Origin of the sequence: Xylanimonas protaetiae, from assembly GCF_004135385.1 — a bacterium.
Classification (GTDB): domain Bacteria; phylum Actinomycetota; class Actinomycetes; order Actinomycetales; family Cellulomonadaceae; genus Xylanimonas; species Xylanimonas protaetiae.
Map to the genome: position 1 here is coordinate 2,068,194 of NZ_CP035493.1, position 23,492 is coordinate 2,091,685.

Below are 23,492 nucleotides of genomic sequence, written 5' to 3' on the forward strand. Positions count from 1 at the left end.
GGACGTGCCTGCGACGGACGTGCCTGCGGCGGGCGCGCCTGCGACGGGCGTGCCTGCGGCCGATAGGCCGACGTGGTCGGCGGTACGGCTCGTGCCGACGTGGTCGGCGGTACGGCTCGTGCCGACGTGGTCGGCGGTACGGCTCGTGCCGACGTGGTCGGCGGTACGGCTCGTGCCGACGTGGTCGGCGGTACGGCTCGTGCCGACGTGGTCGGCGGTACGGCTCGTGCCGACGTGGTCGGCGGTACGGCTCGCGCCGACGTGGTCGGCGGTACGGCTCGCGCCGACCGCGGACGGCCGCGGCGGGTAGGGCCGTGCCGGCCCGCCCGGGGCGGTCGCTGCGGGCAGCCCGCCGACGACGAGGATGAGCTCGTGCGTGCCGAGCGTTGCCGCCTCGCGGATCGCGAGCCGGTTGTCCTCGAGCGCGGCGGCGGCGCCCGCGGCGTCGGCCGCCGTGAGGAAGCCCCCACGGCACAGCGACGAGACCCGCAGCCCCGCCTCGGCGACGATCCGGGCCGCCTTCTCCGCGCCGACCTCCTGCACGCGGTCCCGCCACGGCCCGACGGCGCCGAGGCCCGCGGTCGCGGCGGCGTCGCACGCCTCGGCGAGCGTCGCGTGCTTCGTCGTCGCGGTGTTGAGCGACAGGCGCGACAGGTCGGTCACAGCACGATCTCCGGCACGTCGAGGCGGCGGCCCTCGGCCGACGAGCGCAGGCCCAGCTCGGCGAGCTGCACGCCGCGCGCGGCCGAGAGCAGGTCGTAGCGGTGCGGGCGCCCGGCGACGACGTCGCGCAGGAACTCCTCCCACTGCACCTTGAAGCCGTTGTCGATGACGGCGTTGTCGGGCACCTCGGTCCACTGCTCGCGGAAGCGCTCGGGCGTGGGCAGGTCGGGGTTCCACACGGCCTTGGGCGTGACGGAGCGCGGCTGGACGCGGCAGCCGAACAGGCCGGCCACGGCCGAGCCGTGCGTGCCGTCCACCTGGAACTCGACGAGCTCGTCGCGGTGCACGCGCACGGCCCACGAGGAGTTGATCTGGGCGACCACGGGGTCCCCGGCCGGGGTGGTGAGCGTGAAGATGCCGTAGGCGGCGTCGTCGGCGGTGGCCTGGTAGGCCTGGCCGTGCTCGTCCCAGCGCGTGGGGACGTGGGTGGCCGTCTGCGTCGTGACGGACGTGACCTGGCCGACGATGCCCTCGAGGACGTAGTTCCAGTGCGGGTACATGTCGGTGGACATCGAGCCGCCGTCGGCGAGGCGGTAGTTCCACGACGGGCGCTGGGCGGGCTGCACGTCGCCCTCGAACACCCAGTACCCGAACTCGCCGCGCAGCGACAGGATGCGGCCGAAGAAGCCCTCGTCCACGAGGCGGCGCAGCTTGACCAGGCCGGGCAGGTAGAGCTTGTCGTGCACGACGCCGACGGTCACGCCGGACCGGGCGCCGAGCCGGGCGAGCTCGACGGCGTCGGCGAGGTTCTCGGCCGTCGGCTTCTCGGTGTAGACGTGCTTGCCGGCCTCGAGCGCCTTGGTGAGCGTCTTGACGCGCAGCGAGGTCATGGAGGCGTCGAAGACGACGTCGGTCGCGGGGTCGGCGATGATCCCGTCGAGGTCGGTGGTCCACTCGGCGATGCCGTGCTGCTCCGCGAGCTCCGCGAGCCGGGCGCCGTTGCGCCCCACCAGCACAGGCTCCACCTGCACGCGCGTCCCGTCGGGCAGCTCCACGCCGCCGGCGTCGCGGATCGGCAGGATCGAACGGACGAGGTGCTGGCGGTAGCCCATGCGGCCGGTGACGCCGTTCATGGCGATCCGCAGGGTTCGGGTGGCGGTCATGCTCGCTCCGAGGGGTCGGGCGGCCTGCGCGGCCGCGTCGGGGCATCCATCGTTGGAATGCGCTTTCCGAGCGTAGCGGACGGGGCCGCCCCGTCAAGATGCCTGGTGGCGAGCGTGCTGCCGCGGAACCCGCCCTTGCGCATCGTTTCGCGAGTTTGTAACGTTTCAATCACGCACTTGACGGGCGTTAAGCGCTTTCCCGTACGATCGGCGACGCGCAACCCCGCTGAGCAAGGAGGCTCACTGCAATGAAGCGATCCCTCGTCGGTGCCGTCGGCATGGTCGCCGCCGCATCGATGGTCCTGACCGCGTGCTCGAGCGGCGCCAACGCCGGCGCCGGTGGCGCCGGGGCTGACGACCCGAACCGCGAGAACCCGGGCGCGGAGCCCGTCACCCTGGTCCTGAACTGGTGGGGCAACGACGACCGGGCCAGCCGCTACGCGCAGGCCGTCGACCTGTTCGAGAAGGAGTACCCCTGGATCACGGTCACCACGGGCTTCTCCGACTTCCCGTCGTACTGGGAGGCCAAGGCCACCGAGGCCGCCGGCAAGGCGCTGCCCGACGTCTTCCAGTTCGACTCCGCCTACCTGCGTGAGTACGCCCAGTTCGGTCACGTGCTCGACCTCAAGCCGCTCATCGACGACGGCACCATCGACCTGTCCGGCTACGACGAGAAGCTCGTCGCCGGCGGCCAGGTGGACGGCAAGCAGGTCGCCATCCCGACGTCGACGAACACCCTCGCGATGGTCGTCAACCCCGACGTCGCGGCCGCCGCAGGCGTCGACCTGCCGAAGGACGGCTACACCTGGGACGACCTCAACACGTTCATGGAGGACGTCGCCGGGGCGGACACCAAGACCGCCGACGGCTACAAGCTCTACGGCTCCGCCGACTACACCGGCACGTTCTGGATCTTCCTGCAGAGCCTCGTCCAGCAGGGCACCCAGCCGTTCACCGACGACGGCAAGCTGAACTTCAAGGAGTCCGACGTCGTCGAGTGGCTCAAGTCCACGGCCGACCTGCGCGGCGGCGACGCCATCTACCCGGCGGCCCGCGCCGCGGCCGTCAAGCCGAAGACCGGCCTCAGCATGAACGAGTCCGTCGGCGAGATCACCTGGGACAACTTCCTGGCCGCCTACACCGCGGACTCGGGCAAGGACAACCTCAAGCTCATCCCGATCCCCTCCGGCCCCGACGGCACGGGCAACTTCTTCCGCCCGTCGATGCACCTGGCCGCGGGTGCGAACACCGAGCACCCGTACGAGGCCGGCCTGCTGATCAACTTCCTCCTCACCAACCCCGAGGTGGGCAAGATCTTCGGCACGTCCAAGGGCGTCCCCGGCGACAAGGCGCAGCGGGACGCCATCGAGGCCCCCGCGGGCTCGGTCGACGCGCAGGTCATCGCGTTCGAGGACCAGATCGGCACCACCGAGACCACCACGGCGCCGATCCCCGTCAAGGGCTTCGGCACCATCGAGGCCAGCTGGCTGACCCTCTCCGAGGAGCTCGGCAACGGCCTGACCACCCCGGAGGACTTCGCCAAGCGCTGGTTCTCCGAGGTCCAGAACGCGGTCGGCTGACCCGTCGGGTCCCGCGTGCGGCGCACTCCCGTGCCGCACGCGGGACCCCGTGGCATCTCTGCGAGGAACTGATGACGATGACGATCTCCACGCCGTCCCGCGCCGCCGAGCAGCCCGCTGCCGCGACGCCGTCGCGCCGGAAGCGGACGTTCGGGCGCGACACCCGCGCCGGGTACGCCTTCCTGGCCCCCTGGCTGCTGGGCTTCTTCCTGCTGACCGCCGGCCCGATGGTGGCGTCGCTCTACCTGGCGTTCACCGACTACAACCTGTTCGGGGCGCCGAGCTTCGTGGGGCTGGACAACTTCCGGCGCCTGCTCACCGACCCGGACTACCTCCAGGCCTGGAAGGTCACGGGGACCTACGTGGTGCTCGGCACGCCCGTCAAGCTCATCGCGGCGCTCGCCGTCGCGATGCTGCTCAACACGCGGTTCCGCGGCAAGGGCTTCTACCGGTCGGCGTTCTACCTGCCCTCGCTCGTGGGAGCCAGCGTGTCGATCGCCATCGTCTGGAAGGCGATGTTCATCGACAAGGGCCCCGTCGACACGATCCAGCAGTTCTTCGGCGCCCCGGCAGGCGGCTGGGTGGGCCGCCCGGAGATGACCATGCCCATGCTCATCCTGCTCACCGTGTGGCAGTTCGGCGCCCCGATGGTCATCTTCCTCGCGGGCCTCAAGCAGATCCCCGTCCAGCTCTACGAGGCCGCCGCCGTCGACGGCGCGGGCCCGTGGCGCAAGTTCACGAGGATCACCATCCCGATGCTCTCGCCGGTGCTGTTCTTCAACCTGCTGCTCGAGACCATCCACGCGTTCCAGATCTTCAACAGCGCGTACATCATCTCGTCGGGCACGGGCGGCCCCGCCCGTTCCACGCTCTTCTACACGCTCTACCTGTACTTCCGCGGGTTCCGCGACTTCCAGATGGGCTACGCCTCGGCGATGGCGTGGGTCCTCGTCGTGGTCATCGGCATCGTCACCGTCATCTTCTTCCGCAGCTCTCGGCTGTGGGTGCACTACTCGGGGGAGAGCCGATGAGCACCGTCACGTTCGACCCGTCCACCGCCGTCGACCTCGCGACGTCGGCCAAGCTGCACCAGCAGGCGCAGGCCCGGCTGCGGGCCAAGGCCGTCGTCTTCCACGTGCTCGTGCTCGTGGTCGTCGCGGTGGTGCTCTACCCGGCGCTGTGGATGGTCGTCTCGTCGTTCAAGCCGTCGTCCGACATCGTCGGCAACGTCAGCCTGTGGCCCACGCACGGGTCGTTCGCCAACTTCCGTAAGGCGCTGGGCGGCATCGGCGGCGTCTCGTTCTGGACGTTCTTCCAGAACTCGGTGATCCTCGCCGTCGGCAGCGTCGTCGGCATCACCGTGTCGTGCTCCGTGACGGCGTACGCGTTCGCCCGCATCAGCTTCCCGGGCCGCAACGTGTTCTTCGTCCTGATGATCGGCACGCTGCTGCTGCCGTTCCACGTCGTGATCATCCCGCAGTACATCGTGTTCAACACGCTCGGCCTGGTGAACACGTACGTGCCGCTGCTCATCGGCAAGTTCCTCGCCGCCGACGCGTTCTTCGTGTTCCTCATGGTGCAGTTCATGCGCAACCTGCCGCGCGAGCTCGACGAGGCCGCGCGCATCGACGGCGCCGGGCACGTGCGGATCTTCACGTCGATCATGCTGCCGCTCATGAAGCCGGCCCTGGTGACGAGCTCGATCTTCGCGTTCATCTGGTCCTGGAACGACTTCTTCGGCCCGCTGCTCTACCTCAAGAGCCCGCAGTTCTACACGCTGCCCATCGCGCTGCGGCTCTTCGTCGACCAGACCTCGGTGTCCGACTACGGTGCCCAGATGGCCATGGCCGTGCTCGCGCTCGTCCCCGTGCTCCTGTTCTTCCTCGTGTTCCAGCGCTACCTCGTCGAGGGCGTGGCCACGCAGGGACTCAAGGGCTGACCGTGGCACGCGACGCGACGCCGGCGGGGGAGGCCGCGGAGGCCGCCCCCGCCCCGCGCACGGCCGACGCCCGGCGCGTGTTCGGGGCCGGGTCGTTCGGGCTGTTCGCCGAGATGCTGCTCGTGGGGCTCGGTGTGTCCGTGCTGAGCCTGCTCGCCGTGACCGCACTGCCCGCGTTCGCGGCGGGCATCGCGCACGTCCGCCGGCACCTGCAGGGCCGTCCCGACGGCGTCGCCGACCTCGGCCGGGACTTCCTCGCGGCGCTGCGCGGCGGCTGGGTCTGGGGGGTCGTCGTCGCCGTCGTCCTCGCGGTGCTCGGGTTCAACCTGGCCGCGGCGGCGTCGGGCACCGTGCCGGGCGGTGCGGGCGTGCTCGTGGTGACCGCCCTGGTCGCGGGCGTCGTCGTCGTCGCGCTGCTGCGGTCCGCGGTCCGCTGGGAGCGGGGGGCGCGCTGGCGCGCCCTCCTCGCCGCCGGCGCCCGGGAGACCTACGACGACGTCGTGGGCACCGGCCTGCTGCTGCTCGCGGTGGGGCTGAGCGGCGTCATCGTGTGGATGTTCGCCCCGCTCGTCGTGATCGTCCCGGGCCTGCTCTCGTTCGCCGTCGCGGCGGTCGAGGCGCGGACCCGCTGAACCCCGGAGACACCATGGGCCTGACGGCTGTCATCGACCTGGACCTGCCCGGCGCCACCATCAGCCGTCACGTGTACGGCCACTTCGCCGAGCACCTGGGCCGGTGCATCTATGGCGGGTTCTGGGTGGGGGAGGACTCGTCGGTGCCGAACGTGCGGGGCATCCGCTCCGACGTGGTCGAGGCGCTGCGCGCCATCGCGATCCCGAACCTGCGCTGGCCGGGCGGCTGCTTCGCGGACGACTACCACTGGCGGGACGGCATCGGCCCGCGCGACCAGCGGCCCCGGATGGTCAACTCGCACTGGGGCGACGTCGTGGAGGACAACGCGTTCGGCACGCACGAGTTCATGGACCTGTGCGAGCTGCTCGGCGCGGACCCGTACGTGTCGGGCAACGTCGGGTCGGGCACGGTGGCGGAGATGTCGGCGTGGGTGGAGTACCTGACGCGTGCGGACGACTCGCCGATGGCGGCGCTGCGGCGTGCGAACGGGCGCGACGAGCCCTGGCGCGTGCCGTTCTGGGGTCTGGGGAACGAGGCGTGGGGCTGTGGCGGGAACCTGCGTGCCGAGCAGTTCGCGTCGCTGGCTCGCCAGTACGCCACCTACGTGCGCGACCAGGGCGGCCACCGGACGTGCCGCGTCGCCGCCGGCGCGTCCGACGCGGACTACCACTGGACCGAGACGCTCCTGCGGTCGTTCGACGATCTCGCGGCGGACCCGGCGACCCCGGCCGCGCCCTTCCAGGCTGTGTCGCTGCACTACTACACGATGACCGGGCCGTGGTCCGACAAGGGGTCCGCCACCGGCTTCGGCACCGACGGCTGGTACGTCGCGCTCGCCCGCGCCCGCCACATGGACGAGCTGCTCACCCGGCACTCGACCGTCATGGACCGGCACGACCCGTACCGCAAGGTGGGGCTCGTCGTCGACGAGTGGGGCACCTGGTGGAACGTGGAGCCGGGCACGAACCCGGGGTTCCTGTACCAGCAGAACACCCTGCGGGACGCGCTCGTCGCGGCGGTGCACTTCGACGCCTTCCACCGGCACGCGGAGCGTGTGGTCATGACGAACATCGCCCAGACCGTCAACGTGCTCCAGGCGATGATCCTGACCGACCCGGACACGGGGGCGCTGGTGCTCACGCCGACGTACCACGTGTTCGCGATGAACACCGGGCACCACGACGCCGCCGCGCTGGCCGTGCACCTGCGCGACGTCGAGACCCGCACGGTCCACGGCGGCGAGCTCCCGCTGGTCTCGGCGTCCGCGTCGGTCAAGGACGACGCCGCGCTGGTCTCGTTGTCGAACCTCGACGCCGACACCGCCCGCACGGTCGTGCTCGACCTGCGCGGGCGTGACGTCGTCGGGCACCGGGCGCGCGTGCTGACCGCGCCCGCGCTCGACGCGCACAACACGCCCGACCGGCCACGGGACGTCGCCCCCGTGGACCACGCCGGCGTGCGGTCCCACCCGCGCGGGCTCGAGGTCGACCTGCCCGCGCACTCCTACGTGACCGTCACCCTCGCCCTGCGCTGACGGTCCGCATCCTGGGCCCGCGGCGTGCTCCGCTTCCGTGGTGCGCGCCGGATCTGGCAGAGTGGCGGACCATGTCGCAGAACGTCTCCGCCGCCTCCGCGCCCACGTCGGCGCGCACGCTCGTCGAGTCCCTTCCCGCGGGCCGGACCCGCGCGGTCGTCGCCGTCGTCGCCGGCGCGCTCGCGGTCGCCGTGATCGGCCAGGTGTCGGTGCCGCTGTGGTTCACGCCGGTGCCGCTGACGCTCGGCACGCTCGCCGTGCTCGGCGTCGGCGCCGCGCTCGGCCCGCGCCTCGCGGCCGCCTCGATCGCCCTCTTCGCCGTCGCCGGCGTGCTGGGCGCCCCCGCCTTCGCGGGCGGCACCCACGGCTGGGCGTTCGCCTCGTTCGGCTACGTGCTCGGCTACCTGCCCGCCGCGGTGCTCATGGGCTGGCTGGCCCGCACGGGCCGTGACCGCTCCGTGTGGAAGACGTTCCTCGGCGCGCTGCTCGCCACCACGCTCGTCTACGCCGTCGGCGCCCCGTGGCTCGCCGTCTACGCGCACCTCGGCCTCCACGACACCCTCGCGATGGGCGTCACGCCGTTCCTCGTCGGCGACGCCGTCAAGGCCGGGTTCGTCGCCCTCGCGCTGCCGGGCCTGTGGGCCGCGCAGCGCTTCGTCTCGGAGCGCCGCGCGAACGACTGACCTCAGCTCGCCGGCACCTCGAACCGGACCCGTACCCACGCGCCGACTGCGCCGCTCTGCGGGTCGTAGTACCGCAGCGCGAGCTCGTGCGTCCCGGGGCTCAGCACCGGCAGGGCACGGGTCAGCGGGCTGCTCGGCAGGAGGTGGCTGTCGCCGGTGGGCAGGCCGTCGACGATCGCCTCGACCCAGAGGCCGGCCGTCCCCGTGAACTTCACCGTCGTGCCGTCCTTCGCGACGCCGACGACCGTCGGCGCCTGGAAGTGGACCGGGTGGGACACGGCGACCGGCTCCGACCGCCGGTCGCCGACGGACTGCGTCACGGTCAGCTTCCACGGGGTCTGCGGCACCGTCCCCGGGTCGAGGGTCACCCCCCACGTCCCGTCGGCGGCGGCGGTCGCCGCGGCGACCTGCTGCCCGTCCTTGGTGGCGACGACGACGAGCGCGCCTGGGACTGCGGTGCCCGTGAGGCGCGGGAGGTAGGGGCCCTCGACGAGAGGATCGAGCACCACGGCGGCCAGCGGTGCGACGTCGGCCGGTCCCTCACCGCCGGGTCCGCCCGGCTCCGGGGCCGTGGGCTCCGGGGCGGGGGCCGGGTCCGTGGGCGACGGGTCGGGCGGGGGCTCGTCGCCGGGGGCCGGGATGTCGCCCGGGGGTCGGCCGGAGCGGGATCGCCCGGACCTTGGGCGCCAGGGTCTGCGTCCGGTGCGGTCGGGCCGGGTTCCGCCGGGGCCGGGTCGGCGGGGGTGGGCTCCGCCGGCGCAGGATCCACGCGGCTGGGCTCGGGGACCGGCTCGGCCGGGACGGGTGCCGCGGGAGCAGGCTCGACCGGGACCGGTTCGGCCGAGACCTGCTCGGTCGGGGCCGGGTCCTCGGCGGCATCCGGTTCCGGCGCGAGCGGCGCGACCGAGAGCACCGACCCCTCGGACACCAGCGCCGCCGTCGTCGGCCCGCCGGGCGCGGCCGGGCGCGGCGTCGGAACGGGTGCCGGTGCCGGGGGCTCCGCGCCGGGCTCTGGGCCGGGCGCGCTGTCGGGCATCGAGGCAGGCTCCGCCGTCCGGTTCGCAGGGGTGGATCCGGCCGGGTGTCCCGACGCCGCCGACGTGGCCGCCGGCGCGTCCTTCTCCTGCCAGTCCGTCACCGCGGCGGCGACGCCGGCGACGCCGAGCACCGCGGCGACGGTCGCGGCTGCCACGGTCCAGCCCGCCGAGACGGTCGAGGCGGCCGCGGCAGACGCCGCGGCCGCGCCAGAGCCCGCGCCCGCGCCCGCCGAGACGGCGGCGGACCCGGATGCCGTTGCCGACCCGGTTCCCGCCGCGAACCCAGTTCCTGCCGCGGATCCCGTTCCCCCAGCGGACCCGGTCCCTGCCGCAGGCCCCGAGCCCACGGCCGGGCCGCCGCCCGCCGCGCCCACGCCGACCCCGGCCCCCGCCGGGCTCGCGGCGGGCCCGCCCGCTCCGGGCGCGGCCAGGAAGCCCGCCGCGACCGGCCCGCACACGAGCGGCACGAGCACCGCGCGCAGCCGGCCGGCGACGTCGTCGAGCTCGTCGGCGAGCACCGCGCAGCGCTCGCACGCCCTCAGGTGCCGTTCGAGGGTGCGGTGGTCGCGGCGCGCGAGCGTGCGGCGGGCGTGGGCGCCGAGCCGCTCCACGGTCCAGCGGCACCCCGGGTCGACGTCGGCGCCCGAGACGTGCGCCTGGACCCATGCGGTGCGGAGGCGGTCGCGGGCCCGGGACGCCATGGTCGCGGCGGCTCCGGGGCCGAGCCCGAGGTACCGGCCGGCGTCGCCGGAGGACATCCCCTCGACCTCGGTGTACCAGAGGATCTCGCGCACCTCGGGCCGCAGGGAGCTGAAGGCCCGGGCCGCGATCGAGCGGTCGAGCACGGCGGCGTCGAAGACGGAGTCGGGGTCGGCGACCTGGGCCACGGCGTCGATGGAGTCGCGTTCGACGTGCGCGCGCCCCCACGTCGCGGCGACGTTGCGGATCGTCGCGTACAGGTAGGGCCGGAAGGCGCCGTCGGGGCCGGCCCCGCGCGCGATCGCCGCGAGGATGCGTGCGAACGCCTCCTGGACCAGGTCGTCGGCGTCGTAGCGCCGCGTGATCTGTGCTGCCGCGCGACGTCCCGCGGCGGAGTGCCGGTACCAGAGCTCGGCGCTCGCGTCGTCCGAGCCTGCGCGGGCGAGGCGCACCAGGTGCGCGTCGGAGGTCTGCGTCAGATCGTCGACGGCAGTCCCGGCTTCGATCATGCGCACCTCCCGCGCCCGTCCCTGGCAGTCGGTGGTGACCATCCCGCGTCGGTGCGCCGGACGCGAGCCCGATGGCGCCGGGCGGCGCTCGCGTGGCGCTGGGTGCTCGGCGGACCCCTCAGGCGGCGGCGCAGGCGGCCGTGCGCAGCTCGGACGGGGTCTGCCCGGTCGCCTCGACGACGGCGCGGCGCAGGCCGACGGCGGAGCCGAACCCCGTGAGCGCCGCGATGTCCTCGAGCGGGGCGTGGGAGAGGAGCGGGTCGCGCAGCCGGGCGACGGCGTGCTGCGTGCGCAGGTCGTGGATGTGCTGCGTGACGGACCGCCCGTCGGCCTCGAAGAGACGCTGGAGCGTGCGGCGTGACAGCCCGAGCCGCCTCGCGACCGTCTCGGAGCTCAGGTCCGGGTCCGTGTAGTGCGCGGCGATGACCCGCAGCGCGCTCTGGCGCCGCAGCTCCGGCTCCCAGGTCGTGGACCCGGCGACGGCGAGCGACGTCACGGTGCTCGACACCATGGGCCCCAGCACCCCGGCGAGCTCCCTGCGGCCGTCGTGCGAGATGCCGCGGGCCTCCTGGCGGAGCAGGTCGAGCAGGAACGCGGCGAGCGCGCTGGGCACGGCGATGGCGGCACGCCCGACGACGAAGGGCCTCGTCACGGGCATGGCGGTCAGGCCGGGCGTCGTCGGGGGGACGTCGCACAGCAGCACGCGCGCCGGGCCGTCGCTCGCCCACCCGATCCGCGAGTCGGCCTGGAGCAGCGCGGCGTCGCGCGGCGCGAGCACGTCCTGCGCGTCGGGGTGGAGGAGGCGGACCTTGCCGCCGAGCACCATGCACAGCCGCGGTGCGCCCGGCGTGCGCGCGAACACCTGGGAGTCGCCGGCGAGCCGCACGGGCCCGTGCTCGACGCACGTCACGACGAGGTCGCCGAACTTGGCCGCCGCGCGCAGGGTCGGCCCGTCGCCGCGCGGGGCAGGTCGGCTCCCGCCTGCCGGGGTCGCGTGCCGGGCGCGCATCGTCGTCGTCATCGGAACCACTCCTCTCGGGAGCACGCGCCGCGTCGGTGCCCCGCCTGGTGGCGGGAGCCGGACGCGTCGCGTTGCCTTCGCTTGCCCTGCAGGACGCGCGGAGGCGGTGTCCGTCACAGGGAAGAGGCGTGACACGCGTCACACGGGAGCGGACCCGGGGTGGGGATGGTCGACGGCGTAGCGGCAGGCGAGCACGCCCGTCGTCGTCGGCACGGCCTCGACGAGGCGGAGGTCCTTGCGGTGCTCGTCGGCGAACAGGCGGTGCCCCGACCCGAGCACGACCGGGTGGACGAGCAGGACGTACTCGTCGACCAGGCCGGCCTCGTCGAGCGACGCGACCACCTCGCCGCTGCCCAGCACGGTCAGCCGGCCGTCCCACGACTCCTTGAGGCGCCGCACCGTGAGGTGGGCGTCGCCCGCGTGCAGCGTGCTGTTCGGGTAGGGCAGCGGCGTCGACGGGTCGCGGCTGACGACGTGCTTGGGCGCGTCGACGAGCGCGTCCGTGTACGGGTTCGGCCGGGGCTGCGCGGTCCAGTGCCGCAGCAGGTCGTAGTACGTGCGGACGCCGAGCAGCATGCCGGTGCTCGCGGCCATGGCCCGCTGCGCGAACCGCGCGAGCACGTCGTCGTCGTACCCGACGGCCCAGCCGCCGTGGGCGAACCCGCCGCGCTCGTCCTCGTCCGCGCGGCCGGGGGCCTGCATGACGCCGTCGAGCGTCACGGCCTCGTACACGCAGATCGTCCCCATCGCTGACCTCCCGAGGACCAGCGTTGCGGCGCATGATGGAAGGCACCACTCGACGGAGGGGGAGGACTGCCATGAAGGCGAACGTGGGGGACCGGATCGTGCGGGCGTCGGGGCACGTGGACGGCGCCGTGCGCTACGGCGAGATCACCGGGGTGGAGCGGGCCGACGGGTCGCCGCCGTACCGGGTGCGCTGGACGGACACGGGCGAGGAGTCGCTCGTGTACCCCGGGACCGACTGCATGGTCGCGCCGGGCGAGGGCGCACCGGCCGAGCCGGCGCACGCGCACGGACGCACCTGGACGGTGCAGGTGACGATGGTCGAACGGGGCGCCAGCACGACGGCGGAGGCCACGCTCGTGGCCGGCGAGGTGGGCAGCCTGCGGGCCGTGGGTCAGGCCCGCAAGGACCCGGCCGACGTCGCGCTCGCCGTCGTCGGCGACGAGATCGCGGCCGGGCGGGCGCTGCGGCGTCTGGCGGACGCGCTGCTGGGGCAGGCGGAGGCGGACATCACGACGTCGACGGGCATCCCCGGCCACGTGCACCGGTGACGGCGCTGCTCAGCTGGTGACGGTGCTGCTCAGCCGAGCAGGTTCGCCCCGTACTTGAGGACCACGACGGCGACCGTGGCGACGAGCCACGCCGCGAGAATGAAGCCGAGGCCGCCCGAGCGCACCACGGACATCGCGAACCGCTGCAGCCGCGGCGGCCAGCGGAGGTTGTCGTCCAGGATGTTGAGGTGGAGCATCGAGAAGAACACCACGGTGGTCGCGAGCTGCACGGTCAGGCACCAGACGCACAGGAAGCCGATGGTGAACACGGCCTCGAAGAACAGCCAGTAGGCGAACACGAACCCGAAGAGGTAGATCGTCTGCGCGGCGATCATGAACCAGCGCGGGAACCGCATCCCGGCCAGGCCGAGCACGGCGACGGTGATGACCACGGACTCGGCGGCGATGCCGAGGAACGCGTTGGGGAACCCGAAGAGCGAGGCCTGCCACGTCAGGGCGACCTTCGAGCAGGAGAACACCGCGCCGAAGTCGCAGGAGAGCGCCAGCGTCGGGTCCTCGGCGAGCCGTATGGCATCGACGGACAGGACGAACGCCGCGACGAGCGACGCGAGCGCGCCCACGAGCATCTCGCCGAACAGCCACTTCCGGGAGTGGAAGAAGCCCTGAGGACGGTCATCGGTGGCGTCGACGTCCACGCCGGAGACACTCGTGGTGGTCACGGAGGTCACAGTAGCGCCCGCTCCTGGCGGCGAGGTGTCAGTTCGCGTCAGGAAGGTCGTACGCGGCCTTGACCACCAGGACGGGCACGGCCGCGTCCAGCAGGACGCGCTGCGTGGTCGTCCCCATGACGAACGTGCCCTGGCTGGACCGCTTGCGCGCGCCGACGACGACGAGCGTCGCGTGCACGGCCTCGGCCTCGTCGAGGATCGCGTCGGAGGGCTCGGCCTGCTCGGCGCGGAAGGCGACCGTGGGCGGGGCCAACGACGCGGGCAGGTCCGCGAGCTGGGCCGCGAGCGCCGGGGGCGTCGTGTCGCCGGGGTTGAGCATCAGGACGGCCAGGGGAGGTGGCGGCGGGCCGCCTCCGCGATGCCCGCCCGGAGCGCGGCCTCGCCGTGAGGGGAGTCGTTGCAGGCCACGAGCACGGTCATGACGTCACCTTCTCACGGCGCGAGGGCCGGGACACCCAGTCCGGCGGGAAGCATCTCGGGGAGCGACTCGCGCAGGGCTGCGAGGCGGTGCGCGCGGGCCTCGCCGGCCAGCCGGTCGGCGGGTGCGGTGATGCTGACGGCCGCGACGGGGCGGCCGTCGCGCACGACGGCGACGGCGACGCAGCTGATGCCGGGCTCGTTCTCCTCGGTCTCCTCGCCGTACCCGCGGGCGTGCGCGAGGTCGACGGCGCGCCGGAGGTCGGCGGGGTCGGCGTCGTCGCCGGCGAAGCGGCGCAGGGCGTCGTCGCCGAGGGGCGTGCCGGTGGACTCGAGCGCGGCGAGCCAGGCGCGGCCGAGCGCGGTGGTCGCGGCGGGGCGGTGCCGCCCGACGGCGGACCAGACGCGCACGGCGCGCTGCGGCTCGACCTTGTCGAGGTAGACGATCTCGCGCCCGGCCAGGGCGCCGAGGTGGACGAGCTCGTCGACCTGCGCGCTGAGCGCGGCGAGGGCGGGGCGGAGCAGGTCGGGCAGGTTCTCCTCGCGCAGGAACGTGGTGCCGAGCACGAGCGCGGCGGCGCCGAGGCGGTAGGCGCCGTCGGCGGTCTGCTCGGCGTAGCCGCGGTGACGCAGCGCGGCGAGCGTGCGGTGCAGCGTGGCCTTGTGGACGCCGACGTCGGCGGCGAGGTCGGCGAGCGACGCCCCGGACGCCCCGGAGCGCGCGAGGGCGTCCAGTGCGAGGAGCGCCTTGTCGACGGCGCCGATCGGACTCGGGTCGGTCACGGGGGTCTCCGTCCGGTAGCGTTCGTTGCGCACCATACAACGGGCGTTTGCTATGACGAAACGCCTGGGTCATACATCGAACCTAGGAGTGGAGCACCGATGGTCCTCGACCGGATCGCCGCCGCCCGCATCGTCCCCGTCGTCGTCGTCGACGGCGCGGACGAGGGCGCCCGCCTCGCCGACGCCCTCGTGGCGGGCGGCCTGCCCATCGCCGAGATCACGCTGCGCATGCCGCGCGCGCTCGACGCCATCAAGGCCGTCGTCGCCGAGCAGCCCGACGTGCTCGTCGGCGCCGGCACCGTCACCAGCGTCGCGCAGGTCGACCAGGTCGTGGAGGCCGGGGCGTCGTTCCTCGTGTCGCCTGGCACCTTCGAGCCCGTGATCCGCCGCGCCCAGGAGCTCGGCGTGCCGATCCTGCCGGGCGTCGCGACGGCGTCCGACGTCATGCGCGCCCTCGACCTCGGGCTCGAGGTCGTCAAGCTGTTCCCGGCCTCCGTCGTCGGCGGCCCCGCGGCCATCAAGGCCCTGAGCGCGCCCTTCCCGGGCCTGCGCTTCATGCCCACGGGCGGCGTCAACGCCGCCAACCTGCACGACTACCTCGACCTGCCGGCCGTCATCGCCGCCGGTGGCTCCTGGATGGTCGAGCGCCCGCTCGTCACCGCGGGCGACTGGGCCGAGATCACGCGCCGCACCGCCGAGGCCGTCGCCCTCGCCGCCCCCGCCACGACGACCGAGGAGAGCTGACCATGAGCCGGTCCATCCAGACCCGCCCCGCGGCCGAGTGCCGCTACGACATCGTCTCCCTCGGCGAGGTCATGCTGCGCCTCGACCCGGGCGACCGCCGCATCCGCACCACCCGCACGTTCGACGTGTGGGAGGGCGGCGGCGAGTACAACGTGGCCCGCGGCCTGCGCCGCGCCTTCGGGCAGCGCGCCGCCGTCGTCACCGCGCTCGCGGACAACGAGGTCGGCCGCCTGGTGGAGGACTTCATCCTCCAGGGCGGCGTCGACACGCAGCACATCCAGTGGAAGGCGTACGACGGCATCGGGCGCACCACGCGCAACGGCCTGAACTTCACCGAGCGCGGCTTCGGCGTGCGCGGCGCCGTCGGCCTCTCGGACCGCGGCAACACCGCCGTCTCGCAGATGAAGCCGGGCGAGTTCGACTGGGACGGCCTGTTCGCCCAGGGCGTGCGCTGGTTCCACACCGGCGGCATCTTCGCCGCGCTGTCGGAGTCGACGGCCGACGTCGCCGAGGAGGCCATGACGGCCGCGCGCAAGCACGGCACCGTCATCTCCTACGACCTCAACTTCCGCCCCTCGCTGTGGAAGGGCATCGGCGGCGAGGCCCGCGCGCAGGAGGTCAACAAGCGCCTCGCGTCGTTCGTCGACGTCATGATCGGCAACGAGGAGGACTTCTCCGCCTCGCTCGGCTTCGAGATCGAGGGCGTCGACGAGAACCTCACCGACCTCGACACGGGCGCCTTCCGCGCGATGATCGCCGAGGCGTCGGCGACGTACCCGAACTTCCAGGCCATCGGCACCACGCTGCGCGGCGTCAAGACCGCCACGGTCAACGACTGGGGCGCCATCGCCTGGTCGCGCGCCGAGGGCTTCGCCGAGGCGACGCACCGCCCCGACATGGAGATCTACGACCGCGTCGGCGGCGGCGACTCCTTCGCCTCCGGCCTGGCCTACGGCCTCATGGAGCTCGACACGCTCCAGCAGGCCGTCGAGTACGGCGCCGCGCACGCGGCCATCGCGATGACGACGCCGGGCGACACCACCACGGCCACCCTGGCCGAGGTGGCGAAGCTGGCCGGCGGCGGCAGCGCCCGCGTCCAGCGCTGAGCAGGATCCCGGCCCGGCGCCCCGCCGCAGGGCGGCGCCGGGCCGGGGGCGTCTCAGGCGCTCTCGCGCGCGACCAGCGTCGCGGGCATCACGACGCCCGACGGCGGCTCGCCCTCGATGGCGGCCACCAGCAGGCGCACCATCTCGAACGCCAGGCGCTCGTAGGGCTGCCGCATCGTCGTCAGGGCGGGCCGGCTGCGCTCGCCCGGGCCCGAGTCGTCGAACCCCACGACGGCCACGTCGCCCGGCACCGTGAGGCCGCGGTCGTGGAGCTCCTCGATCGCGCCCAGCGCCATGATGTCGTTGTGCGCGAACACGGCGTCGACGCCGGGGTCGCGGTCCAGCAGCTCGGCCATGCCCGCGCGCCCCGAGGCACGCGCGTAGTCACCGTGCACCACCAGCCGCTCGTCGTAGGACTCGCCGAGCGCCTCGTGGTAGCCCTCGTGCCGCAGCACGCCGCCGGGCGTGCCCTCCGGCCCGGTGATCGTCGCGACGCGCCGCCGGCCGCGCGAGAGCAGGTACCGGGTGGCCTCGCGCCCGCCGAGCCGGTCGTCGGCCGTCACCGACGACACCCGTCCCTCGTGCCCCAGCGCGACGCCGAGGGTCACCGTGGGCACCTCGTGCCGCAGCAGCGTGCCCAGCATCGGGTCGGAACGGTGGGTGCTCGCCAGCATGACGCCGTCGATGTGGCGTGCCGTGACGTAGTCGACCACGCGCCGGCGGTCGGCCTCGTCGCTGGCCATGAGAAGGACCAGCTGGAGGTCCCGGGCCGCCGTCGCCGCCGTGGCCCCGCGCAGCATGAGCGCGAAGACCGGGTCGTCGAACAGCAGGTGCTGGGGCTCCGTGATGAGGAACCCGACGGCGCCCGAGCGGCCCGTGGCCAGGGCGCGGGCGTGGGGGTTCGCCTGGAACCCCGTCGCGCGGATGGCCGCCTCGATGGCGGTGCGCGACTCGGCGGACACCCAGTGCCCGCCGTTGATGTAGCGGGACACGGTCCCGCGGGAGACTCCGGAGGCGGCGGCCACGTCCCGGATGGTCGGGCGCCTGCCGCCGCCTGCCGGAGACGTCATCCCTTGACCGCCGCCCCGGCCAGCGACGACACCAGCATCTTCTGAGTGAGCACGAAGAACATGATGAACGGGATCGCCACGAGAATCGAGCCCGCGGCGAAGTAGGTGAAGAAGTTGTTCCGGTCGGTGACGAACGAGAACAGCCCCAGCGCGATCGTCTGGTTCTGCGGGGACCGCAGCACCATGCGCGGGAAGATGAAGTCCATCCACGGCATCACGAAGCTCGTCACGCCGAGGAACACGAGGATCGGCTTGCACACGGGCACCACGATCCGCGCCCAGATGCGGAAGCTGGTGGCCCCGTCGATCCGGGCGGCCTCGTCGAGCTCGCGCGGCACGTTGTCCATGTAGGACTTCACCATCCACGTGGTGAACGGCAGGTTCCCCGCGAGGTACACGAGCACCAGGCCCCACAGCGTGTCCAGGCCGCCGATGCGCAGCAGGATCACGAAGATCGCCACCATGCCCACGAACGACGGGAAGACGTTGAGGACGAGCATGCTCATCATGAACGACTTCTTGAACGTGAACGTGAACCGGCTGAACACGTAGGCGCCCAGCGAGGCGAGCACGAGCGTCCCGGCGGTCGTCGCCGTGGCGATGACGAACGTGTTGCGGAACCACACCAGGTAGTTCGTGCTCGTGAACAGGTGGTGGAAGTGGTCCAGGGTGAAGCCCTGGCTGAACGGCACCACCGGCATGGACGCGATCGACCGCCCGGGCGTGAACGCGGCCGCGATCACGTGGACGATGGGCCACAGGACCGCGATCGACACCGAGCAGAGGATCACGACGATGACCGCCGTGTTGATCCGCTGGTTGCGTCTCGACTTCGCGACGTCGATGCCGGCCATCAGAGCTCACCCTCCTTGAAGGACTTCGTGCGTCGGAAGTTGTAGATCGCGAAGGGAGCGATGACCAGGAAGATCATGATCGCGAGCACCGACGCGTTGTGGTACTGCTGCAGGTTCACGGTGAGGTTGAAGATCCAGCTCACCATGAGGTCGGTGGCGCCCGCGGACGTCGTCGTCGTGTCCGGGAGGTTCGGGCCGCCGCCTGTCAGGAAGAACACCGCGCCGAAGTTGTTGATGTTGTGCGCGAAGCTCATGATCACGAGCGGCATCGTCTGGAAGACGATCTGCGGCAGCTGGATGCGGCGGAACACCTGCCAGTCGCTTGCCCCGTCCACCTTCGCGGCCTCGATGGTCTCGGCCGGGATGGACGTCATGGTGCCCGTGACGAGCAGCATGAAGTAGGGGAAACCGACCCAGAGGTTGATCATCACCATCGTGAACCGGGCGAGGTTCGGGTCGGTGAGCCACGGGATCGCGGCGTCGGTGATCCCGAGCGCGGCCAGCGTGCGGTTGAACGTGCCGAACGCGCCGTTGAGCATGTTCCGCCACACCAGCAGCGAGACGACGCCGGGGATGGCGTACGGCAGGATGAAGATCGCGCGGAACAGCGGCGTGATGCGCAGCTTCGAGTTCTTCAGCACGACGGCCATGAGCATGCCGCCGACGTACGTCGTCGCCGTCGCCAGGAAGGCCCACACGAGCGTCCAGACGAACACGCGGGCGACGGCGCCGCCCCACAGGTTGTCCCCGCCGAACAGGCGGACGAAGTTGTCGAAGCCCACCCAGTCGACCGTGTTCGCCGGCGGGATGTTCGCCGGGGCCGCGTAGTTGGTGAACGCGACGAGCGCGGAGAACACCAGGGGCACGACGACGAAGAACGCGATGAGGATGAACGTCGGGGTGAGCCCGATGATGGGGAAGGCGCGGTCGGCGACGGCGCTGAACCGCTTGTGCTTCTCGGACGGGAAGCCGCGCGTGTTGATCTCGCGGGCCGCCTTCGACGCGGACTTCACCGAGATGGCGTAGGCCGCCGCGAAGATGGCGACCACCGTGAGCACCATGACGCCGTCGATCATCATGAACAGCGAGTTGGGGCGCTCCCGGATGGGAAGGTGGGGCTGGGCCTCGCCGAGCGTGACGAGGCCGCCGATCAGGCGGACCGTCGTCGGCAGCGTCACGAGGAACACCAGCTCGACGAGCATGAAGGCGATGCCCTTGACGCGCTCCCGGAGCACGGTGACGTGCGCCAGGCCCATGAAGAGCAGGGACAACGTCCGGACCCGCCTCGGGTCCACGAGCTGTTCCCGGGCGGGGGGTGGGCTCACCGCGCTCCCGCCGAGCCGCGCTGCTACCAGGGTTGACACACCGGCCTCCTTGCCGAGTACTGCATGTTGCTGGGGGTGGGGGTGCCCGGCGCACGGGCGGCGAGCCGGTGCGCCGGGCGGGTCGAGAGCGGCGGACCGCTAGTCGGCGAGGATCACCGCGGTGGCGGCGTCGAGCTCGCTCTGCGGGGTGGCGCCGTTCCAGATGTTCGCCGACGCCGAGTTCAGGGCGTCCCACACCGCGGCCATGCGGGGGATCGACGGCATGGCGAACGAGTGCTCGAGCTGGGCGGCGAAGCCGTCGATGGCCTCGTTGTCGTAGCTGATGTCACCGGTCGAGACGCTCATGGCGCCGGTGATGTCGACACGCAGCTGCTGCATCTCGGGCGTGGTGAGGAACTCGGCGAAGGCCGCGGCCTCGTCCGGGTTGTCGGAGAACGCCGAGACGAACATCGTGCGCACGCCCGAGAAGGAGATCGCGGGGGTGTCCTGGCCGGGCAGCGAGAACATCGGCACGACGCCGAAGTCGACGCCCTGCTGGGTGAACGGCTCCACGTTCCACGGGCCCGTGATGTGGATCGCGGCGTTGCCGGCGGAGAACAGGCCGTCGACGGCGTCCGTCGTGAGGTCGCCGGCGGCGATCGGCAGGATCTCGCGCAGCTGCTGGAACGCCGTGAAGCCCTGGACCGAGGCGGCGGTGTTGACCTCGGGCTCGTCGGCGTTGGTGCCGTTCTCGCCGAAGAGGCGGTTGCCGTCCATGGTCATGAACGGGAACGTGTAGTAGAAGTTGCCGACGTCCATGACGAAGCCGTGCTTGCCCGGGTTCGCGGCGTTGAAGTCACGCGCGAACGTGATCAGCTCGTCGAACGTGGACGGCGGGGTGTCGACGAGGTCGCGGTTGTAGAACATCGCGTAGGTCTCGGCGGCGACGGGGTAGCCGTACAAGGTGCCGTCGAGCGTCAGGGCCGCGACGGAGAAGTCGAGGACGTTGTCGGCGACGGCGTCGGCGTCCGGGACCGCGAGGATGAGGCCCTGCTGCTGGAGGCTGCCGAGCGTGTCGTGCGGCGCGGCGAAGACGTCCGGGCCGACGCCGGCCGGGCCGTCGAGCGCGAGCTGGGTGGCGGCGTCGCCGAGCTCGACGTTGACGAACTCGACCGTGATGTTGGGGTAGCGCTCGGTGAACGCGGCCCCTGCCTGACGGATGAACTCGTCCGGGCCCTGGAGCGACTCCCACACGGTCAGGGTGACGGGCGAGCTCGTGTCGAGGTCGTCACCGGGCGCAGGGGAGCCCGCGCCTCCTGAGCCGTTGCCGCTGCCGCACGCGGTCAGCGACAGGCCGAGGGTGGCGGCCGCGCCGGCGACGAGGATCTTCCGAAGCTTCATTGCTGTTCCTCTCGGGATCTGGAGACAGGAGGTCCCGGGGGTGTGGGACAGCCTGTGTCCGGTCACGGTATCGAAGCGTCGCTGCTGGTGGCGCGGGTCGCACGACCGCCTGTCGCACCCCGTCCGGGGCGTCGTTCGGCGGCAGGTAAGGGACGGATGTGCGCCACTTTCCGTGCACGATCCCCCGCCGTCGTCGTGGGCGAAGCAGGCTGTGACCGTGCACAGTTCGTGCCGCTCATCAACGACGAGGAGACCCATGAGCACCGCGTTCACCCCCGGCCCCCGCTTCGAGGGATGGCTTCCCGGCGTCGAGTCGATCTGCTACGGCGGCGACTACAACCCCGAGCAGTGGCCCGAGGAGGTCTGGCACGAGGACGTCGCGCTCATGCGCGAGGCGGGCGTCAACCTGGTGAGCATCGGCATCTTCTCGTGGGCGCTGCTCGAGCCGCGCGAGGGCGAGCTCGACCTCGCCTGGCTCGACCGGCTCTTCGACCTGCTGCACGCGCACGGCATCCGCGTCTCGCTCGGCACCCCCACCGCCTCGCCGCCCGCATGGTTCTTCCACGCCTACCCGGACGCCCGCGTCGTCACCGCCGAGGGCACCGTGCTGGGCTTCGGGTCGCGCGGCATGGCGGCGCCGTCGTCCCCGCAGTACCGCAGCGCCGCCGTGCGGATCGCCGGCGAGCTGGCCCGGCGCTACGGCGACCACCCGGCGCTCGCGCTGTGGCACGTGCACAACGAGTACGGCGCCCCCGTCAACTGGGACTTCTCGGAGCACGCGCAGCGTGCGTTCCGCGCGTGGCTGACGGACCGCTACGGCAGCCTCGACGCGCTCAACGCCGCCTGGGGCACCCGGTTCTGGGGCCAGGTGTACGGCGCGTGGGAGCACGTGGGCGTGCCGGCCGCGACGCCGTCCGTGGTCAACCCGGCCCAGAAGCTCGACTTCGCGCGGTTCAGCGACGCGATGCTGCGCGAGTGCTTCACGGCCGAGCGCGACGCCATCCGGGCGCACTCCACCGTGCCCGTCACCACCAACTTCATGGCCGTCGCGTGCCCCGGCACCGACCTGTTCGCGTGGGCCCGCGAGGTCGACGTCGTCTCGAACGACCACTACCTCACCGCGGCCGACCCGCGGAACCATGTGGAGCTCGCCCTCGCGGCCGACCTGACCCGCTCGGTGGCGGGCGGCAAGCCGTGGATGCTGCTGGAGCACTCGACGTCGGCCGTCAACTGGCAGCCCCGCAACGTGGCCAAGCGCCCAGGGGAGGAGCTGCGCAACGCCGCCTCGCACCTGGGGCGCGGCGCCGACGCGATCATGTTCTTCCAGTGGCGGGCCTCGCGGTCCGGCGCGGAGAAGTTCCACTCGGCGATGCTCCCGCACGCCGGGACGGGCAGCCGCGTCTGGCGCGAGGTCGTCGACCTCGGCGCGACGCTGGGCAGGCTCGGCGAGCTGCGCGGGTCGCGCACGCGGGCCGACGCCGCGATCCTGTGGGACCAGGAGTCGTTCTGGGCGCAGAACCTGGAGTGGCGCCCGAGCGTCGACGCCGACCCCGCCGAGCGCGTCCGGACCTTCCACGACCGCCTGTGGCGCGACGGCCTGACGGTCGACCTGGCGCACCCGGGCCAGGACCTCAGCGGGTACCCGCTCGTGGTCGCCCCGGCGTCGTACCTGCTCACCGCGGACTCCGCCGCAAACCTCACGCGCTACGTGGAGGGCGGCGGCACGCTCCTGGTCTCGTACTTCTCCGGGATCGTGGACGAGCACGACCGCGTGCACGAGGGCGGGTTCATGGCGCCGCTGCGCGGCGCGCTCGGCGTGTGGGTCGAGGAGTTCCTGCCGCTGCGGGAGGGCGAGAGCCTCGAGGTCACGGGCCTGCGCGGCGACGGTGCGCCCACCGCCGGCACCGTGTGGTCCGACGCCCTCGTGCTCGACGGCGCCGACGTCGTCGCGACGTACGCCACCGGCCCCGCGGCCGGCGGCCCCGCCGTGACCCGCCACCGCCGGGGGCGGGCACCGGCTGGTACCTGAGCACGCAGCTCGACGTCGAGGCGCTCGCCCCGCTCCTGGGACGGGTGTACGCCGACGCCGGCATCGCGCCCTCGGGCCTCCCGGAGGACGTCGAGGTGCTGCGGCGCGTGGCGGGCGGGACGGAGTACACGGTCGCCATCAACCACGGCGACACGCCCGTGCGCGTCCCCGTGCCGGCCGGCACGGTGGACCTGCTGGACCCCGACGCGACGGACGACGCGGCCGGCAACGCGGCAACGCCGTCGGTCGTGGTGCCGGCCAACGCGGTGCGCGTCCTGCGATCCGTGGCGCGCGACGGCTGAGCCCGGCCGGCGGCCCCGCCCACCAGCCGGCCGCCCC

At 72.8% G+C, this 23,492-nt stretch carries 20 protein-coding genes and 3 pseudogenes; 10 read left to right on the top strand and 13 right to left on the bottom strand.

The annotated features are described in order from the left end of the window. Positions 1-324: 324 nt before the first annotated feature. A pseudogene (locus tag ET471_RS18555) lies at positions 325-663 on the bottom strand (sugar phosphate isomerase/epimerase); the annotation flags it as partial. Next, positions 660-1,826: a Gfo/Idh/MocA family protein gene (locus ET471_RS09535; RefSeq protein WP_129187799.1), complete on the bottom strand. Its 1,167-nt coding sequence runs from the start codon at positions 1,824-1,826 to the stop codon at positions 660-662. The gene ET471_RS09535 and the pseudogene ET471_RS18555, both read right to left, overlap by 4 nt. Before the next feature lie 248 nt (positions 1,827-2,074). On the opposite strand from ET471_RS09535, the gene ET471_RS09540 reads away from it, so the two are divergent. The 6 genes from ET471_RS09540 (at position 2,075) to ET471_RS09565 (ending at position 8,195) form a co-directional block, all read left to right on the top strand. Beyond that, a complete protein-coding gene (locus tag ET471_RS09540; protein ID WP_129187801.1) occupies positions 2,075-3,406 on the top strand; it encodes an ABC transporter substrate-binding protein in 1,332 nt (443 codons plus the stop codon). A gap of 71 nt (positions 3,407-3,477) precedes the next feature. Continuing rightward, on the top strand, positions 3,478-4,437 hold the full coding sequence (locus ET471_RS09545) for a carbohydrate ABC transporter permease (RefSeq protein WP_425356552.1): 960 nt from the start codon (positions 3,478-3,480) through the stop codon (positions 4,435-4,437). Further along, entirely contained in the window at positions 4,434-5,345 is a 912-nt protein-coding gene (locus ET471_RS09550; protein ID WP_129187805.1) for a carbohydrate ABC transporter permease, read from the top strand. Before ET471_RS09545 ends, ET471_RS09550 begins: the two co-directional genes overlap by 4 nt. A 2-nt stretch (positions 5,346-5,347) precedes the next feature. Continuing rightward, positions 5,348-5,977 carry a hypothetical protein gene (locus tag ET471_RS09555; RefSeq protein ID WP_242496223.1) on the top strand — a complete coding sequence of 210 codons (630 nt, stop codon included), beginning with the start codon at positions 5,348-5,350 and terminating at the stop codon, positions 5,975-5,977. A 14-nt stretch (positions 5,978-5,991) separates the two neighbouring features. Further along, positions 5,992-7,512: an alpha-N-arabinofuranosidase gene (locus ET471_RS09560; protein WP_129187807.1), complete on the top strand. Its 1,521-nt coding sequence runs from the start codon at positions 5,992-5,994 to the stop codon at positions 7,510-7,512. Positions 7,513-7,583: 71 nt separating this feature from the next. Beyond that, on the top strand, positions 7,584-8,195 hold the full coding sequence (locus ET471_RS09565) for a biotin transporter BioY (protein ID WP_129187809.1): 612 nt from the start codon (positions 7,584-7,586) through the stop codon (positions 8,193-8,195). Between the two features lie 2 nt (positions 8,196-8,197). On the opposite strand, the gene ET471_RS18850 is transcribed toward ET471_RS09565, so the two are convergent. The 4 genes and pseudogenes from ET471_RS18850 to ET471_RS09580 all read right to left on the bottom strand — a co-directional run bounded on the left by ET471_RS18850 (position 8,198) and on the right by ET471_RS09580 (position 12,208). Next, complete coding sequence (locus ET471_RS18850; RefSeq protein WP_342586102.1) at positions 8,198-9,856, bottom strand: Ig-like domain-containing protein; 1,659 nt, start codon at positions 9,854-9,856, stop codon at positions 8,198-8,200. Then, a pseudogene (locus tag ET471_RS18565) lies at positions 9,763-10,482 on the bottom strand (sigma-70 family RNA polymerase sigma factor); the annotation flags it as partial. The gene ET471_RS18850 and the pseudogene ET471_RS18565, both read right to left, overlap by 94 nt. Before the next feature lie 76 nt (positions 10,483-10,558). Continuing rightward, positions 10,559-11,461, bottom strand: coding sequence for a helix-turn-helix domain-containing protein (locus ET471_RS09575; RefSeq protein WP_129187813.1), 903 nt, complete (start codon positions 11,459-11,461; stop codon positions 10,559-10,561). A 138-nt stretch (positions 11,462-11,599) separates the two neighbouring features. Further along, positions 11,600-12,208, bottom strand: a complete 609-nt coding sequence (locus tag ET471_RS09580) for a dihydrofolate reductase family protein (RefSeq protein WP_129187815.1) — start codon at positions 12,206-12,208, stop codon at positions 11,600-11,602. 71 nt (positions 12,209-12,279) lie between these two features. On the opposite strand from ET471_RS09580, the gene ET471_RS09585 reads away from it, so the two are divergent. Continuing rightward, a complete protein-coding gene (locus ET471_RS09585) occupies positions 12,280-12,756 on the top strand; it encodes a dsRBD fold-containing protein (RefSeq protein WP_129187817.1) in 477 nt (158 codons plus the stop codon). A 29-nt stretch (positions 12,757-12,785) separates the two neighbouring features. Here the strand turns inward: ET471_RS09585 and ET471_RS09590 are convergent, their stop codons facing one another. The 3 genes from ET471_RS09590 to ET471_RS09600 all read right to left on the bottom strand — a co-directional run bounded on the left by ET471_RS09590 (position 12,786) and on the right by ET471_RS09600 (position 14,645). After that, positions 12,786-13,436 carry a vitamin K epoxide reductase family protein gene (locus ET471_RS09590; protein WP_242496224.1) on the bottom strand — a complete coding sequence of 217 codons (651 nt, stop codon included), beginning with the start codon at positions 13,434-13,436 and terminating at the stop codon, positions 12,786-12,788. Positions 13,437-13,473: 37 nt separating this feature from the next. Next, the gene (locus ET471_RS09595; protein ID WP_242496225.1) at positions 13,474-13,764 is read right to left on the bottom strand and encodes a universal stress protein; all 291 of its coding nucleotides are present in this window, start codon (positions 13,762-13,764) and stop codon (positions 13,474-13,476) included. Positions 13,765-13,877: 113 nt separating this feature from the next. Continuing rightward, on the bottom strand, positions 13,878-14,645 hold the full coding sequence (locus tag ET471_RS09600) for an IclR family transcriptional regulator (RefSeq protein ID WP_242496226.1): 768 nt from the start codon (positions 14,643-14,645) through the stop codon (positions 13,878-13,880). A gap of 99 nt (positions 14,646-14,744) precedes the next feature. Here ET471_RS09600 and eda point away from each other — a divergent pair, with 99 nt between their 5' ends. After that, positions 14,745-15,389 (top strand): bifunctional 4-hydroxy-2-oxoglutarate aldolase/2-dehydro-3-deoxy-phosphogluconate aldolase, encoded by a 645-nt coding sequence (gene eda, locus ET471_RS09605; protein WP_129187830.1) that lies wholly within the window; start codon positions 14,745-14,747, stop codon positions 15,387-15,389. A gap of 2 nt (positions 15,390-15,391) precedes the next feature. Next, complete coding sequence (locus ET471_RS09610; protein WP_129187834.1) at positions 15,392-16,495, top strand: sugar kinase; 1,104 nt, start codon at positions 15,392-15,394, stop codon at positions 16,493-16,495. 53 nt (positions 16,496-16,548) lie between these two features. Here ET471_RS09610 and ET471_RS09615 read toward each other — a convergent pair whose 3' ends face one another. The 4 genes from ET471_RS09615 to ET471_RS09630 all read right to left on the bottom strand — a co-directional run bounded on the left by ET471_RS09615 (position 16,549) and on the right by ET471_RS09630 (position 21,124). Then, positions 16,549-17,520, bottom strand: a complete 972-nt coding sequence (locus ET471_RS09615; RefSeq protein WP_342586029.1) for a LacI family DNA-binding transcriptional regulator — start codon at positions 17,518-17,520, stop codon at positions 16,549-16,551. Between the two features lie 41 nt (positions 17,521-17,561). Beyond that, on the bottom strand, positions 17,562-18,419 hold the full coding sequence (locus tag ET471_RS09620; protein ID WP_129187847.1) for a sugar ABC transporter permease: 858 nt from the start codon (positions 18,417-18,419) through the stop codon (positions 17,562-17,564). Further along, positions 18,419-19,783 carry a carbohydrate ABC transporter permease gene (locus ET471_RS09625; RefSeq protein ID WP_242496227.1) on the bottom strand — a complete coding sequence of 455 codons (1,365 nt, stop codon included), beginning with the start codon at positions 19,781-19,783 and terminating at the stop codon, positions 18,419-18,421. The genes ET471_RS09620 and ET471_RS09625 overlap by 1 nt, the downstream gene beginning before the upstream one ends. Positions 19,784-19,882: 99 nt before the next feature. Next, on the bottom strand, positions 19,883-21,124 hold the full coding sequence (locus tag ET471_RS09630) for a sugar ABC transporter substrate-binding protein (protein WP_129187849.1): 1,242 nt from the start codon (positions 21,122-21,124) through the stop codon (positions 19,883-19,885). A gap of 256 nt (positions 21,125-21,380) precedes the next feature. Between ET471_RS09630 and ET471_RS09635 the strand changes: the two are divergent. Beyond that, positions 21,381-23,455 (top strand): annotated as a pseudogene (locus ET471_RS09635) (beta-galactosidase). The last annotated feature ends 37 nt before the right edge of the window (positions 23,456-23,492 follow it).